Source organism: Kluyvera ascorbata, assembly GCF_023195735.1.
Taxonomy (GTDB): Bacteria; Pseudomonadota; Gammaproteobacteria; order Enterobacterales; family Enterobacteriaceae; genus Kluyvera; species Kluyvera ascorbata.
In genome coordinates this window covers 3,483,747-3,499,130 of the sequence record NZ_CP096201.1, presented here as the reverse complement: position 1 = coordinate 3,499,130, position 15,384 = coordinate 3,483,747, and the positions used below count along the sequence as shown (strand labels likewise).

Annotated in this window: 15 protein-coding genes and 7 tRNA genes; all 22 read left to right on the top strand. The window is 52.9% G+C overall.

Translation table 11 applies throughout. The features are described from left to right. The first annotated feature begins 10 nt into the window (after positions 1-10). The 22 genes from odhB to nadA all read left to right on the top strand — a co-directional run bounded on the left by odhB (position 11) and on the right by nadA (position 15,384). Positions 11-1,231, top strand: a complete 1,221-nt coding sequence (gene odhB / locus MY052_RS16730) for a 2-oxoglutarate dehydrogenase complex dihydrolipoyllysine-residue succinyltransferase (RefSeq protein ID WP_035892725.1) — start codon at positions 11-13, stop codon at positions 1,229-1,231. A 93-nt stretch (positions 1,232-1,324) separates the two neighbouring features. Next, entirely contained in the window at positions 1,325-2,491 is a 1,167-nt protein-coding gene (gene sucC / locus MY052_RS16725) for an ADP-forming succinate--CoA ligase subunit beta (protein ID WP_003022927.1), read from the top strand. Beyond that, positions 2,491-3,360: a succinate--CoA ligase subunit alpha gene (gene sucD / locus MY052_RS16720; RefSeq protein ID WP_035892726.1), complete on the top strand. Its 870-nt coding sequence runs from the start codon at positions 2,491-2,493 to the stop codon at positions 3,358-3,360. Before sucC ends, sucD begins: the two co-directional genes overlap by 1 nt. A gap of 850 nt (positions 3,361-4,210) precedes the next feature. Beyond that, on the top strand, positions 4,211-5,773 hold the full coding sequence (gene cydA / locus MY052_RS16715; RefSeq protein WP_035892727.1) for a cytochrome ubiquinol oxidase subunit I: 1,563 nt from the start codon (positions 4,211-4,213) through the stop codon (positions 5,771-5,773). A 15-nt stretch (positions 5,774-5,788) separates the two neighbouring features. Then, entirely contained in the window at positions 5,789-6,928 is a 1,140-nt protein-coding gene (gene cydB / locus MY052_RS16710; RefSeq protein WP_035892728.1) for a cytochrome d ubiquinol oxidase subunit II, read from the top strand. A 14-nt stretch (positions 6,929-6,942) separates the two neighbouring features. Continuing rightward, on the top strand, positions 6,943-7,056 hold the full coding sequence (gene cydX, locus MY052_RS16705; RefSeq protein WP_003858598.1) for a cytochrome bd-I oxidase subunit CydX: 114 nt from the start codon (positions 6,943-6,945) through the stop codon (positions 7,054-7,056). After that, positions 7,056-7,352: a cyd operon protein YbgE gene (gene ybgE / locus MY052_RS16700; RefSeq protein WP_035892729.1), complete on the top strand. Its 297-nt coding sequence runs from the start codon at positions 7,056-7,058 to the stop codon at positions 7,350-7,352. The genes cydX and ybgE overlap by 1 nt, the downstream gene beginning before the upstream one ends. Positions 7,353-7,497: 145 nt before the next feature. Further along, a complete protein-coding gene (gene ybgC / locus MY052_RS16695; RefSeq protein WP_035892730.1) occupies positions 7,498-7,902 on the top strand; it encodes a tol-pal system-associated acyl-CoA thioesterase in 405 nt (134 codons plus the stop codon). Then, a complete protein-coding gene (tolQ, locus tag MY052_RS16690; RefSeq protein WP_115074598.1) occupies positions 7,899-8,591 on the top strand; it encodes a Tol-Pal system protein TolQ in 693 nt (230 codons plus the stop codon). The genes ybgC and tolQ overlap by 4 nt, the downstream gene beginning before the upstream one ends. Positions 8,592-8,594: 3 nt before the next feature. Continuing rightward, positions 8,595-9,023: a colicin uptake protein TolR gene (gene tolR / locus MY052_RS16685; RefSeq protein WP_035892731.1), complete on the top strand. Its 429-nt coding sequence runs from the start codon at positions 8,595-8,597 to the stop codon at positions 9,021-9,023. A 96-nt stretch (positions 9,024-9,119) separates the two neighbouring features. Next, complete coding sequence (tolA, locus tag MY052_RS16680; protein ID WP_035892733.1) at positions 9,120-10,400, top strand: cell envelope integrity protein TolA; 1,281 nt, start codon at positions 9,120-9,122, stop codon at positions 10,398-10,400. 132 nt (positions 10,401-10,532) lie between these two features. Then, positions 10,533-11,825: a Tol-Pal system beta propeller repeat protein TolB gene (gene tolB, locus MY052_RS16675; protein ID WP_248537445.1), complete on the top strand. Its 1,293-nt coding sequence runs from the start codon at positions 10,533-10,535 to the stop codon at positions 11,823-11,825. 38 nt (positions 11,826-11,863) lie between these two features. After that, positions 11,864-12,385, top strand: a complete 522-nt coding sequence (gene pal / locus MY052_RS16670; RefSeq protein WP_035892735.1) for a peptidoglycan-associated lipoprotein Pal — start codon at positions 11,864-11,866, stop codon at positions 12,383-12,385. Positions 12,386-12,394: 9 nt separating this feature from the next. Next, positions 12,395-13,192 (top strand): cell division protein CpoB, encoded by a 798-nt coding sequence (gene cpoB / locus MY052_RS16665; RefSeq protein ID WP_248537444.1) that lies wholly within the window; start codon positions 12,395-12,397, stop codon positions 13,190-13,192. Positions 13,193-13,357: 165 nt separating this feature from the next. Then, positions 13,358-13,433, top strand: a tRNA-Lys gene (locus tag MY052_RS16660). Between the two features lie 36 nt (positions 13,434-13,469). Further along, positions 13,470-13,545: transfer RNA gene (locus MY052_RS16655), tRNA-Val, on the top strand. Positions 13,546-13,547: 2 nt separating this feature from the next. After that, positions 13,548-13,623 (top strand) — tRNA-Lys (locus MY052_RS16650). Between the two features lie 51 nt (positions 13,624-13,674). Next, positions 13,675-13,750 (top strand) — tRNA-Val (locus MY052_RS16645). Between the two features lie 3 nt (positions 13,751-13,753). After that, positions 13,754-13,829 (top strand) — tRNA-Lys (locus tag MY052_RS16640). Between the two features lie 46 nt (positions 13,830-13,875). Then, positions 13,876-13,951 (top strand) — tRNA-Lys (locus MY052_RS16635). 35 nt (positions 13,952-13,986) lie between these two features. Beyond that, positions 13,987-14,062: transfer RNA gene (locus MY052_RS16630), tRNA-Lys, on the top strand. A 278-nt stretch (positions 14,063-14,340) separates the two neighbouring features. Beyond that, positions 14,341-15,384, top strand: coding sequence for a quinolinate synthase NadA (gene nadA, locus MY052_RS16625; protein ID WP_035892194.1), 1,044 nt, complete (start codon positions 14,341-14,343; stop codon positions 15,382-15,384).

Here is a 15,384-nt window from a genome sequence, read left to right as displayed (position 1 = left end):
AGGATACAAAATGAGTAGCGTAGATATTCTGGTCCCTGACCTGCCTGAATCCGTAGCAGATGCGACCGTGGCCACCTGGCATAAAAAACCGGGCGATGCGGTAGTTCGTGATGAGGTGCTGGTAGAAATCGAAACTGACAAAGTGGTACTGGAAGTACCGGCGTCGGCGGATGGCATTCTGGATGCCGTTCTGGAAGATGAAGGTACTACCGTCACCTCCCGTCAAATCCTGGGTCGCCTGCGTGAAGGCAACAGCGGTGGTAAAGAAACCAGCGCTAAAACTGAAAGCAAAGAGTCTACCCCGGCTCAGCGCCAACAGGCCTCACTCGAAGAGCAGAATAACGATGCGCTGAGCCCGGCGATTCGTCGCCTGCTGGCTGAGCACAATCTGGATGCCAGCGCGATTAAAGGCACCGGTGTTGGCGGTCGTCTGACCCGTGAAGACGTTGAGAAACACCTGGCGAAAGCACCGGCGAAAGCCGCTGCTGCACCGGCTGCGGCAGCCGCAGCGCCGGTTGCTCCGCTGGCAGGTCGCTCCGAGAAACGTGTTCCGATGACCCGTCTGCGTAAGCGCGTAGCCGAGCGTCTGCTGGAAGCGAAAAACTCTACCGCGATGCTGACGACCTTCAACGAAGTTAACATGAAACCAATCATGGACCTGCGTAAGCAGTACGGTGATGCGTTTGAAAAACGTCACGGTATCCGTCTGGGCTTCATGTCCTTCTACGTGAAGGCGGTAGTCGAAGCGCTGAAACGCTACCCAGAAGTGAACGCGTCTATCGATGGTGAAGACGTGGTTTATCACAATTACTTCGATGTGAGCATGGCGGTTTCTACGCCACGTGGCCTGGTGACTCCAGTACTGCGTGACGTTGATGCGCTCGGCATGGCTGACATTGAGAAGAACATTAAAGAGCTGGCGCTGAAAGGCCGCGACGGCAAACTGACTGTAGAAGACCTGACCGGCGGTAACTTTACCATTACCAACGGCGGCGTTTTCGGCTCCCTGATGTCTACCCCGATTATCAACCCGCCTCAGAGCGCGATTCTGGGTATGCACGCCATTAAAGACCGTCCGATGGCGGTTGATGGCAAAGTGGAAATTCTGCCGATGATGTACCTGGCACTGTCCTATGACCACCGTCTGATCGATGGGCGCGAGTCTGTAGGCTTCCTGGTGGCAATTAAAGAGCTGTTAGAAGATCCAACCCGTCTTCTGCTGGACGTGTAGTAAAGAGTCGCCCGAGCGTTGTTTCGCTCGGGCTATCTGAACGAAAAAATCCAGACAACAACTCAACAACATTTTATAGGATGGATAGAACACATGAACTTACATGAATATCAGGCAAAACAACTCTTTGCCCGCTATGGCTTACCGGCTCCGGTGGGTTATGCCTGTACTACTCCGCGTGAAGCAGAAGAAGCCGCTTCAAAAATCGGCGCTGGCCCGTGGGTAGTGAAATGTCAGGTTCACGCTGGTGGCCGCGGTAAAGCGGGCGGTGTGAAGGTCGTAAACTCTAAAGAAGACATTCGCGCTTTTGCAGAGCATTGGCTGGGTAAACGCCTGGTAACGTACCAGACGGATGCACACGGCCAGCCGGTTAACCAGATTCTGGTTGAAGCCGCGACCGACATCGGTAAAGAACTGTATCTGGGCGCGGTTGTTGACCGTAGCTCCCGTCGCGTGGTCTTCATGGCCTCTACCGAAGGCGGCGTAGAAATTGAAAAAGTAGCGGAAGAAACCCCGCACCTGATCCACAAAGTAGCGCTGGATCCGCTGGCAGGTCCAATGCCTTACCAGGGTCGCGAACTGGCGTTCAAACTGGGTCTGGAAGGTAAACAGGTTCAGCAGTTCACTAAGATCTTTATGGGTCTGGCGACCATTTTCCTCGAGCGCGACCTGGCGCTTATCGAAATCAACCCGCTGGTTGTGACCAAGCAGGGTGACCTTATCTGCCTCGACGGCAAACTGGGTGCTGACGGCAACGCGCTGTTCCGTCAGGCTGACCTGCGCGAAATGCGCGACCAGTCTCAGGAAGACCCGCGTGAAGCGCAGGCTGCACAGTGGGAACTGAACTACGTTGCGCTTGATGGCAACATCGGTTGCATGGTTAACGGTGCGGGCCTGGCAATGGGCACCATGGACATCGTTAAACTGCACGGCGGCGAACCAGCGAACTTCCTGGACGTTGGCGGCGGCGCAACCAAAGAGCGCGTGACCGAAGCGTTCAAAATCATCCTCTCTGATGACAATGTTAAAGCCGTTCTGGTTAACATCTTCGGCGGTATCGTACGTTGCGACCTGATCGCTGACGGTATCATCGGCGCGGTAGCAGAAGTGGGCGTTAACGTCCCGGTGGTTGTTCGTCTGGAAGGCAACAACGCGGAACTCGGCGCGAAGAAACTGGCTGACAGCGGCCTGAATATTATTGCAGCGAAAAGTCTGACGGACGCAGCACAGCAGGTTGTTGCCGCAGTGGAGGGGAAATAATGTCCATTTTAATCGATAAAAACACCAAGGTTATCTGCCAGGGCTTCACCGGTAGCCAGGGTTCTTTCCACTCTGAACAAGCGATTGCTTACGGTACGCAGATGGTTGGCGGCGTAACCCCAGGCAAAGGCGGCACTACTCACCTGGGTCTGCCGGTGTTCAACACCGTGCGTGAAGCGGTAGAAGCGACGGGCGCAACCGCAACCGTTATCTACGTTCCAGCACCGTTCTGCAAAGACTCCATTCTGGAAGCTATCGATGCAGGCATTAAGCTTATCATCACCATCACCGAAGGCATCCCTACGCTGGATATGCTGACCGTGAAGGTGAAACTGGACGAAGCCGGCGTGCGCATGATTGGCCCGAACTGCCCAGGCGTTATCACTCCAGGCGAATGCAAAATCGGCATCATGCCGGGTCACATTCATAAACCAGGTAAAGTGGGTATCGTCTCCCGTTCCGGCACCCTGACTTACGAAGCGGTTAAACAGACCACTGACTACGGTTTCGGCCAGTCCACCTGTGTGGGCATCGGCGGTGACCCGATCCCAGGCTCTAACTTCATCGACATCCTGAAGCTGTTCCAGGAAGATCCGCAGACCGAAGCGATTGTTATGATCGGTGAAATCGGCGGTAGCGCAGAAGAAGAAGCAGCCGCTTATATCAAAGATCACGTGACCAAGCCGGTTGTTGGCTACATCGCGGGTGTTACCGCGCCGAAAGGCAAGCGTATGGGCCACGCTGGTGCCATCATTGCCGGTGGTAAAGGTACCGCTGATGAGAAATTCGCTGCACTGGAAGCCGCTGGCGTGAAGACCGTTCGCAGCCTGGCTGACATCGGTGAAGCGCTGAAGTCCGTCATTAAGTAATCCTCTCTGCTCCCTCACCGAATTCCCGCTGCATACAGGGAAAAGAGGGAGCCTTATATGTCTAGTTTCGACATGGTTGGCCGCCCCTGGGTGGCCTTTTTTTATCATGTTCTCCCGCCCTGAATGTTGCGCCGTTGATTTTATCTGCCATCGTCTTTATTGCTCGTTTTTTGCGCAAGCAATAGCGAGGAAAAATTATTCGTCAACAGTGGAAATCCGTTTAGATAGCGGTAAATGTTAATTTATTAATATTTAAAGTAAATGAAATGTTATTTGCGTCATGCTGCAATGTTTGATGTGGAAAAAAATGACGGACGGTCTACTTTAAACTATACGGGCGATTTTACGTTATTCAGGTTTCGCGAGGTTAAATTCAATTACCTCTAAGTCCAATTTCACTTCAATTGATAACCATCAAAGTCAAATCGAAAACACATTGTTAACATTTTGTTCATCATAATATTCAATTAAAAACATAATTAACAATTTCGCGTTAAGTTGATTTAAATCAATATGTAATCTCTGGCTATAAGCGAATAAAACGGCTAAATTGTTGTGGATCAAATTGGCCTAAAACAGTGTGATTCGCTATAAATTGATCACCGTCGAAAAACGTAAAACTTCTCCAATAAAAACCTGTTTATTGTAAGGGTTTTACAGCGTAATATATTTTAGGGATCAATTGAGTTTTTTATTAACACGTTTGTAACTTTCACTTATTGCTGTTTCCGCTGTTCACCAAGGGGCGGCAGTAGGGAAGGGGACAAATCAATTTGTATTGGGGCATGTGTTTGAATCCCGGTCTACGGGTTCATTCTCGGAGTCTTCATGCGATGAGCAAGGAGTCATGATGTTAGATATAGTCGAACTGTCGCGCTTACAGTTTGCCTTGACCGCGATGTACCACTTCCTGTTTGTTCCGCTAACGCTCGGTATGGCGTTCCTGCTGGCAATCATGGAAACGGTCTACGTCCTTTCCGGCAAACAGATTTATAAAGATATGACCAAGTTCTGGGGCAAGTTGTTTGGTATCAACTTTGCGCTGGGTGTGGCTACCGGTCTGACCATGGAGTTCCAGTTCGGGACTAACTGGTCGTACTATTCCCACTACGTGGGCGATATTTTCGGTGCGCCGCTGGCCATCGAAGGTCTGATGGCCTTCTTCCTCGAATCTACCTTTGTAGGTCTGTTCTTCTTCGGTTGGGATCGTCTGGGTAAAGTCCAGCACATGGCGGTGACCTGGCTGGTAGCCCTGGGCTCCAACCTGTCAGCACTGTGGATCCTCGTCGCGAACGGCTGGATGCAAAACCCGATTGCGTCGGATTTCAACTTCGAAACCATGCGTATGGAAATGGTCAGCTTCTCTGAGCTGGTCCTGAACCCGGTCGCACAGGTGAAATTCGTCCATACCGTGGCATCTGGCTACGTCTGCGGCGCGATGTTCGTCCTCGGCATCAGCTCCTACTATATGCTGCGCGGTCGTGACTTCGCCTTCGCTAAGCGTTCCTTTGCGATCGCAGCCAGCTTCGGCATGGCGGCTATCCTCTCCGTTATCGTTCTGGGTGATGAGTCCGGTTACGAAATGGGTGACGTTCAGAAAACCAAACTGGCTGCGATTGAAGCCGAATGGGAAACGCAGCCGGCACCGGCCGCCTTTACTCTGTTTGGTATTCCTGACCAGGATGCGCAGGAAAACCACTTCGCCATTCAAATTCCTTACGCGCTGGGCATCATCGCGACCCGCTCTGTTGATAAACAGGTTACCGGTCTGAAAGATCTGATGGTTCAGCACGAAGAACGTATCCGTAACGGTATGAAGGCTTACTCGCTGCTCGAACAGCTGCGTGGCGGCTCTACCGATCAGGCCGTTCGCGATCAGTTTAACAACGTGAAGAAAGACCTGGGCTACGGCCTGCTGCTGAAGCGCTATACGCCAAACGTATCTGATGCGACCGAAGCGCAAATTCAGATGGCAACCAAAGATTCTATCCCACGCGTTGCGCCGCTGTACTTCGCGTTCCGTATCATGGTGGGCTGCGGCATCTTGATGCTGCTGATTATCGCTACCTCCTTCTGGACGGTTATTCGTAACAAAATCGGCGAGAAAAAATGGCTGCTGCGCACCGCGCTGTATGCGATTCCGCTGCCATGGATTGCTATCGAATCCGGCTGGTTTGTAGCGGAATACGGCCGTCAACCGTGGGCGATTGGTGAGGTACTGCCAACGGCAGTGGCTAACTCCAGCCTGACCGCGGGCGACCTGATCTTCTCGATGTTGCTGATTTGCGGCCTGTACACCCTGTTCCTCGTGGCGGAGCTGTACCTGATGTTCAAATTTGCTCGCCGTGGACCTAGCAGCCTGAAAACCGGTCGTTACCACTATGAGCAGCCTACCGCTCAGCCGGCACGCTAAGACAGGAGTCGTCAAATGATCGATTATGAAGTATTGCGTTTTATCTGGTGGCTACTGATTGGCATTCTGCTGATTGGTTTTGCCGTCGCCGATGGCTTCGACATGGGGGTGGGCATGCTCACCCGTTTCCTCGGTCGTAACGACACCGAGCGTCGAATCATGATTAACTCCATCGCTCCGCACTGGGACGGTAACCAGGTGTGGCTCATCACCGCCGGTGGCGCACTGTTCGCCGCATGGCCTATGGTGTATGCCGCTGCCTTCTCCGGCTTCTATGTGGCGATGATTCTGGTGCTGGCATCCTTGTTCTTCCGTCCGGTCGGTTTTGACTACCGTTCTAAGATTGAAGACACCCGCTGGCGCAACATGTGGGACTGGGGCATCTTCATCGGTAGCTTTGTGCCGCCGCTGGTGATTGGCGTTGCGTTCGGTAACCTGCTGCAGGGCGTACCGTTCCACGTCGATGAATATATGCGCCTGTACTACACCGGTAACTTCTTCCAGCTGCTGAACCCGTTTGGTCTGCTGGCAGGTATTGTCAGCGTCGCGATGATCCTGACTCAGGGCGCGACCTACCTGCAGATGCGTACCGTGGGCGAACTGCACCTGCGCACCCGCAACGTCTCTATGGTGACGGCGCTGGTCACTCTGGTGTGCTTCGCTCTGGCAGGCGTCTGGGTTTACTACGGCATCGATGGCTACGTGGTGAAATCGGTTCTGGATCACTCCGGCCCGTCTAACCCACTGACCAAAGAAGTGGCGCGTGAAGCCGGTGCATGGATGGTGAACTTTAACAACATGCCAGCGCTGTGGGCAATTCCTGCTCTGGGCGTCGTGCTGCCACTGCTGACCATCCTGACCACTAAGGCGGATAAAGGCGCGTGGGCGTTCCTGTTCTCCTCGCTGACGCTGGCGTGCATCATCCTGACCGCCGGTATTGCCATGTTCCCGTTCATTATGCCTTCCAGCACAATGATGAGCGCGAGCCTGACGATGTGGGATGCGACATCCAGCCAGATGACGCTGAACCTGATGACCTACGTAGCCGCTGTCTTCGTACCGATTATTCTGGCCTACACCACCTGGTGTTACTGGAAAATGTTCGGTCGTATTACGAAAGAAGACATCGAACGTAACACCCACTCTCTGTACTAAGTAAGGAGCTGAATATGTGGTATTTCGCATGGATTTTGGGAACGCTTCTTGCCTGTGCATTCGGCGTTATCACCGCGCTGGCGTTAGAGCACGTCGAAGCGACCAAAGCGGGTGAAGAAAAGCACTGATGAAAAATGTTATCGCAATGTTGTACGCGATAATGGATAAGCGCCCCTTGCGGGCGCTTTCCCTTGTGATGGCCTTGCTGCTGGCAGGCTGCATTTTCTGGGACCCGACGCGCTTTGCGGCGAAGACCAGTGAACTGGAAATCTGGCATGGTTTCCTGTTGATGTGGTCAGTGTGCGCGGGGGTGATCCATGGGGTAGGGTTCCGCCTACGCACGGTTCACTGGCAGGGGATTTTTTGTCCGCTTATCGCCGATCTGGTACTGCTGGCTGGTTTGATTTTCTTCTTCTATCGTTGAAAATTATCGCCTGATGATAATGGGCTTGCATAAGCCCATAAAAATTTACTCTCCGTTTACTTCCCCCCATTCCAAACCATCTTTCCCGCGCGTATAGTAGCGAAGTTCAAAAACCCAAAAATTTTTTGCATTACTGGGATGTAAAGTGAATACAACGCTGTTTCGATGGCCGGTTCGGGTCTATTACGAAGATACCGATGCTGGTGGTGTGGTTTACCATGCCAGCTATGTCGCTTTCTATGAAAGAGCACGCACAGAGATGCTGCGTCACCATCACTTCAGTCAGCAGGTGCTGTTGGCTGAGCGGGTGGCCTTTGTCGTGCGTAAAATGACGCTGGAGTATTTTGCGGCTGCCCGACTCGACGATATGCTCGAAGTCCAGACAGAAATTACATCAATGCGTGGTACCTCCATGGTATTCACGCAGCGAATAGTCAACGCTGAGAATAAGGTTCTGAATGAAGCAGAAGTCCTGATTGTCTGTGTTGATCCACTCATCATGAAGCCTCGTGCGCTTCCCAAGTCTATTGTCGCGGAGTTTAAGCAGTGACTGACATGAACATCCTTGATTTGTTCCTGAAGGCTAGCCTTCTGGTTAAACTTATCATGTTGATTTTGATTGGTTTTTCAATCGCCTCCTGGGCCATCATTATCCAGAGAACGCGCATCCTTAACGCGGCAACTCGCGAGGCTGAAGCGTTTGAAGATAAGTTCTGGTCCGGCATCGAGCTGTCCCGCCTGTATCAGGAGAGCCAGGGACGTCGTGAAAACCTCGCGGGATCGGAACAGATCTTCTACAGCGGCTTTAAAGAGTTTGCGCGCTTACACCGTGCAAACAGCCATGCGCCAGAAGCGATTGTGGAAGGGGCCTCGCGTGCGATGCGTATTTCCATGAACCGTGAACTGGAAACGCTGGAAACGCATATTCCGTTCCTCGGCACCGTAGGTTCTATCAGCCCGTATATCGGTCTGTTTGGTACCGTCTGGGGGATCATGCACGCCTTTATCGCGCTGGGCGCGGTAAAACAGGCTACGCTGCAGATGGTTGCGCCAGGGATCGCGGAAGCGCTGATCGCGACCGCTATCGGTCTGTTTGCGGCAATTCCAGCGGTTATGGCGTACAACCGTCTGAACCAACGCGTGAACAAACTGGAACTGAACTACGACAACTTTATGGAAGAGTTCACCGCCATTCTGCACCGTCAGGCCTTTACCGTCAGCGAGAGCAACAAGGGGTAAGCCATGGCCAGAGCACGTGGACGCGGGCGTCGCGAACTGAAGTCCGAAATTAACATCGTTCCGCTGCTGGATGTGTTGTTGGTGCTGCTGCTGATCTTTATGGCGACAGCGCCGATCATTACGCAGAGCGTGGAAGTGGATCTCCCTGATGCAACTGAATCTCAGGCGGTAAGCAGCAATGATGAGCCGCCAGTCATCGTTGAAGTGTCCGGTGTCGGACAATACAGCGTGAACGTCGGTCAGGAGAAGATGCCGCAACTGCCACCTGAACAGGTTGTTGCAGAAGCGCAGCGCCGGTTACAGGCGAATCCGAAAACGGTCTTCTTAATTGGGGGCGCGAAAGACGTGCCTTACGATGAAATAATTAAAGCGCTTAACCTGTTACACAGCGCCGGGGTGAAATCGGTCGGGTTGATGACCCAGCCAATTTAACCAGCAAGATGCCGCATACACGCGGAAGGTACGGGCCGGGAACGGCCTGTTCTTTGCGTTGTAGAGTAACGGGTGAACAGTTTTTGGGAACCGAGAGTGTCAAAGGCAACCGAACAAAACGACAAGCTTAAACGAGCGATAATTATTTCAGCAGTGCTGCACGTCATTTTGTTTGCGGCGCTGATCTGGAGCTCGTTTGATGAACATATAGAGGCTTCTGCGGGCGGCGGTGGCGGTTCGTCCATCGACGCTGTCATGGTCGATCCCGGCGCGGTCGTTGAGAACTATAATCGTCAACAGCAGCAGCAATCCAGCTCAAAACGTGCGCAAGAGCAACGTGAAAAGCAGGCTCAGCAGCAGGCTGAAGAGTTACGTGAAAAACAGGCTGCGGAACAGGAACGCTTAAAAGCGCTGGAGAAAGAGCGTTTGCAGGCGCAGCAAGCGGCTAAAGAAGCTCAGGAACAGCAGAAGCAGGCTGAAGAAGCTGCCGCGAAAGCAGCAGCTGATGCAAAAGCGAAGGCAGATGCTCAGGCGAAAGCCGCGGCTGATGCGGCGGTGAAAGCGGCCGCTGATGCGAAAGCAAAAGCTGATGCTCAGGCTAAAGTTGCGGCGGAAGCAGCGAAGAAAGCCGCTGCCGATGCGCAGAAAAAAGCAGAAGCGGAAGCGGCGAAAGCTGCAGCCGATGCTAAAAAGGTAGCTGAAGCTGCCGCCGCGAAAGCGGCTGCGGATGCCGAGAAGAAAGCGGCAGCCGAAGCAGCGAAGAAAGCAGCTGCTGAAAAAGCCGCGGAAGAGAAAGCCGCCGCTGCCGCCGAGAAGGCTGCTGCCGCCGCTGAAAAAGCCGCTGCCGATAAGGCCGCCGCCGCTGCTAAAGCGGCGGCAGATAAGAAAGCTGCTGCGGCTGAAAAAGCCGCAGCGGACAAGAAAGCAGCAGCTGAAAAAGCGGCCGCCGCGAAAAAAGCTGCTGCTGAGAAAGCCGCTGCTTCTTCCGGCGTAGATGACCTGCTGGGCGACCTTAGCTCTGGTAAGAATGCACCGAAAACCGGCGGCGGAGCGAAAGGTAACAATGCTTCCGCAGCGGGGAGTGGTAATACTAAAAATAATGGCGCGTCAGGCGCGGATATCAGCAACTATGCTGGGCAGATTAAATCTGCCATTGAGAGCAAGTTCTACGACGCATCATCCTATGCAGGCAAAACCTGTACGTTGCGTATAAAACTCGCCTCAGACGGCCTGTTGCTGGACATTCAGTCTGAGGGTGGCGATCCCGCACTTTGTCAGGCCGCACTTGCTGCAGCCCGTCAGGCGAAGATTCCAAAACCACCGAGCCAGGCGGTATATGAAGTGTTTAAAAATGCACCACTGGACTTCAAGCCGTAAGCATAATTTTCCCCGCTCCGGCGGGGGAAAACTATCTTCGGGCGCCGGTGGGTTTTGGTAGTTTTGTGTATTTTAGTTTGTTAACATTCTGCTAAATTATCGTGGGCTTTCCGCCTGGATAAGGGAGAAATGATGAAGCAGGCATTACGAGTAGCATTTGGTTTTCTGATGCTGTGGGCAGCAGTGCTGCACGCAGAAGTACGTATCGAGATCACCCAGGGGGTGGACTCGGCACGCCCAATTGGCGTCGTACCTTTCCAGTGGGCGGGGCCAGGTGCTGCGCCTGAGGATATCGGCGGTATCGTGGGCGCTGACCTGCGTAACAGCGGGAAATTTAACCCATTAGATCGTTCTCGTCTGCCGCAGCAGCCGGGTAGCGCTCAAGAAGTTCAGCCGGCCGCATGGTCTGCGCTGGGTATTGATGCTGTCGTTGTAGGGCAGGTGAGCCCTAACGCTGACGGCAGCTATAATGTTTCTTATCAGCTGGTTGATACCGGCGGTGCCCCAGGTACCGTGCTGGAACAGAACACCTACAAAGTTAACAAGCAGTGGCTGCGTTATGCAGGTCATACTGCCAGTGACGAAGTGTTCGAAAAGCTGACGGGCATCAAGGGCGCATTCCGTACCCGTATTGCTTACGTTGTTCAGACCAACGGCGGTCAGTTCCCGTATGAACTGCGCGTTTCTGACTACGATGGCTATAACCAGTTTGTGGTTCACCGTTCTCCGCAGCCGCTGATGTCTCCAGCATGGTCTCCGGACGGTTCGAAAGTGGCTTATGTGACCTTCGAAAGCGGCCGCTCAGCGCTGGTGGTGCAGACTCTGGCTAACGGCGCAGTGCGTCAGATTGCCTCGTTCCCGCAGCACAACGGTGCACCGGCGTTCTCGCCTGATGGTTCTAAACTGGCGTTCGCACTGTCGAAAACCGGTAGCCTGAACCTGTACGTGATGGACCTGGGCTCTGGCCAGATTCGTCAGGTAACCAACGGTCGCAGCAACAACACCGAACCAACCTGGTTCCCGGACAGCCAGAACCTGGCCTTCACTTCTGACCAGGCCGGTCGTCCACAGGTGTATAAAGTTAATGTTAACGGCGGTGCTCCGCAGCGTATTACCTGGGAAGGTTCACAGAACCAGGATGCTGACGTCAGCAGCGACGGCAAGTTTATGGTAATGGTCAGCTCGGCTAACGGCCAGCAGCACATTGCTAAGCAGGATCTGGTAGCGGGTGGCGTACAAGTACTGTCGTCAACGTTCCTGGACGAAACGCCAAGTCTGGCACCTAACGGCACTATGGTAATCTACAGCTCTTCTCAGGGGATGGGATCCGTGCTGAATTTGGTTTCTACAGATGGGCGTTTCAAAGCGCGTCTTCCGGCAACTGATGGACAGGTTAAATTCCCTGCCTGGTCGCCGTATCTGTAATAATAATTAATGAATTGATTACTAAAGGAATCATAGAAATGCAACTGAACAAAGTGCTGAAAGGGCTGATGATCGCTCTGCCTGTTATGGCAATCGCGGCATGTTCTTCTAACAAGAACGCTAGCAATGACCAGAGCGGCGAAGGCATGCTGGGTGCCGGCACTGGTATGGATGCTAACGGTAGCGGCAACATGTCTTCTGAAGAGCAAGCGCGTCTTCAGATGCAGCAGCTGCAGCAGAACAACATCGTTTACTTCGATCTGGACAAGTACGATATCCGTTCTGACTTCGCAGCAATGCTGGATGCTCACGCTAACTTCCTGCGTAGCAACCCATCTTACAAAGTCACCGTAGAAGGTCACGCGGACGAACGTGGTACTCCTGAGTACAACATCTCCCTGGGTGAACGTCGTGCTAACGCAGTTAAAATGTACCTGCAGGGTAAAGGCGTTTCTGCTGACCAGATCTCCATCGTTTCTTACGGTAAAGAAAAACCTGCAGTACTGGGTCACGACGAAGCGGCTTACGCCAAAAACCGTCGTGCCGTACTGGTTTACTAAGAGAATTGCATGAGCAGTAACTTCAGACATCACATGGTGAGTCTGTCGTTACTGGTTGGCATAGCGGCCCCCTGGGCCGCTTTTGCTCAGGCGCCAATCAGTAGTGTCGGCTCAGGCTCGGTCGAAGACCGTGTCACCCAACTCGAGCGTATTTCTAACGCTCACAGTCAGCTTTTAACCCAACTTCAGCAGCAACTCTCCGATAACCAGACTGATATTGATGCCCTTCGTGGACAGATCCAGGAAAGTCAGTACCAGCTGAACCAGGTCGTCGAACGTCAAAAGCAGATTATGCTGCAAATTGACAGCCTGGGCGGTAGCGGTGCAGCTCCAGCTCAGCAGGCTACGGGCGACCAGAGCGGCGCAGCGCCAGCAGCGGCGACTCCAGCAGCATCAGCGGGCGCTAGCGCGTCTGGTGTGCCGGTGCAGACGGGTGATGCCAATACGGATTACAACGCGGCTATTGCGCTGGTGAAGGATAGTTCTCGCCAGGATGACGCCATTACTGCGTTTCAGAACTTCATCAAAAAATATCCTGATTCAACCTACCAACCCAATGCCAACTATTGGCTGGGTCAGTTGAATTACAACAAGGGTAAAAAAGATGATGCGGCGTACTACTTTGCATCGGTGGTGAAAAACTACCCGAAGTCGCCTAAGGCGGCGGACGCGATGTTTAAGGTCGGGGTCATCATGCAGGACAAAGGTGATACTGCAAAAGCGAAAGCGGTATACCAGCAGGTTGTCAGCAAATACCCAGGTACCGATGGTGCAAAGCAGGCGCAAAAACGTCTCAGTGGGATGTAATGCGCGAAGTAAGACCAGAAATTGTTTTATTTCTGGTCTTGCCGCATGAAACATAAGCAGTTAAGTGATCTTTGTCGAAATTTTTGTTGCGCTGAATTCTGAATTCAGTAATATATGCCGCCGTTGCCAAGGGATATCAAACATCCTGAAAGTGACGAAAAAAGTGGGTCGTTAGCTCAGTTGGTAGAGCAGTTGACTTTTAATCAATTGGTCGCAGGTTCGAATCCTGCACGACCCACCACTAACTTAGTTAGTAAGCAGTATCCAGCGTAGTATCGGGTGATTAGCTCAGCTGGGAGAGCACCTCCCTTACAAGGAGGGGGTCGGCGGTTCGATCCCGTCATCACCCACCACCGGGTCGTTAGCTCAGTTGGTAGAGCAGTTGACTTTTAATCAATTGGTCGCAGGTTCGAATCCTGCACGACCCACCATCATTTATGGTGGGCTCGGTGAAAGCAGTAGGTAGTATCCAGCGCAGTATCGGGTGATTAGCTCAGCTGGGAGAGCACCTCCCTTACAAGGAGGGGGTCGGCGGTTCGATCCCGTCATCACCCACCACTCGGGGCGTTAGCTCAGTTGGTAGAGCAGTTGACTTTTAATCAATTGGTCGCAGGTTCGAATCCTGCACGCCCCACCATCTTAATGGTGGCTCCGAGTAAAAATCTTTCAGGCTGCACCCGAATGGGTCGTTAGCTCAGTTGGTAGAGCAGTTGACTTTTAATCAATTGGTCGCAGGTTCGAATCCTGCACGACCCACCATCCTGAAATGATATAAGCAGTAACCCTTACCCAAGGGGTCGTTAGCTCAGTTGGTAGAGCAGTTGACTTTTAATCAATTGGTCGCAGGTTCGAATCCTGCACGACCCACCAGTGTAAAAAAGCGCCCTAAAGGCGCTTTTTTGCTATCTACGATTCCATTCCTGTCTCTTTCATTCCCGACGTCGCTGACGCTCGGCTGGCTACGTTTGTATTTGCCTGTAGCCCGGACGAGGTGCTACGTACCGACTCCGGGAAGGGCGCAAAATTCACCACGACTTTTTTCATAGAATCGGCTATCTTGTTTAGCATATAAAACATATTGCCGTGGTAACGGCGAATCTTCGCCGAATAACCGTTTATTTCGTTAAGCCAGTAAAACGAGAAGCATGATGAGCGTGATGTTTGATCCAGAAGCCGCAATTTACCCGTTCCCGCCGAAACCTGTCCCGTTGAGTTTCGATGAGAAACAATTTTACCGCGAGAAAATCAAGCGGTTGCTCAAGGAACGTGATGCCGTCATGGTGGCGCATTATTACACCGATCCTGAGATCCAGCAGCTTGCGGAGGAGACCGGCGGCTGTATTTCTGATTCCCTGGAGATGGCGCGTTTCGGCGCGAAGCATTCTGCCTCAACGCTTCTGGTCGCTGGCGTTCGTTTTATGGGTGAAACGGCAAAAATTCTCAGCCCTGAAAAAACGGTTCTGATGCCAACGCTGAATGCCGAATGCTCTTTGGATCTCGGTTGTCCGATTGAGGAATTTAATGCCTTTTGCGATGCCCACCCAGACCGCACCGTGGTGGTCTATGCCAACACCTCGGCAGCGGTAAAAGCACGCGCCGACTGGGTGGTCACCTCCAGCATCGCTGTCGAGCTGATTGAACACCTCGATAGCCTGGGAGAGAAAATCATCTGGGCACCGGACCGCCACCTTGGTCGCTATGTGCAAAAACAGACCGGTGCCGATGTACTTTGCTGGCAGGGAGCATGTATCGTCCACGACGAATTTAAAACCCAGGCCTTAAGCCGAATGAAATCGCTGTACCCGCAGGCAGCGGTGCTGGTGCACCCGGAATCTCCACAGGCGATTGTAGATATGGCCGATGCCGTCGGTTCAACCAGTCAGCTGATTAATGCCGCCAAAACGCTACCGCATCAGCAACTTATCGTGGCAACCGATCGCGGTATTTTCTACAAAATGCAGCAGGCCGTGCCGGATAAAGAGCTGTTCGAAGCGCCAACCGCCGGTGAAGGGGCTACCTGTCGTACCTGCGCGCACTGCCCGTGGATGGCAATGAACGGCCTGAAGGCGATTGCGGAAAGTCTGGAGAACGGCGGGGCTGCCCATGAAATTCACGTTGATGAACAGCTGCGCCAGGGCGCACTCGTTCCGCTGAACCGAATGCTGGATTTTGCGGCTACACTACGAGGATAA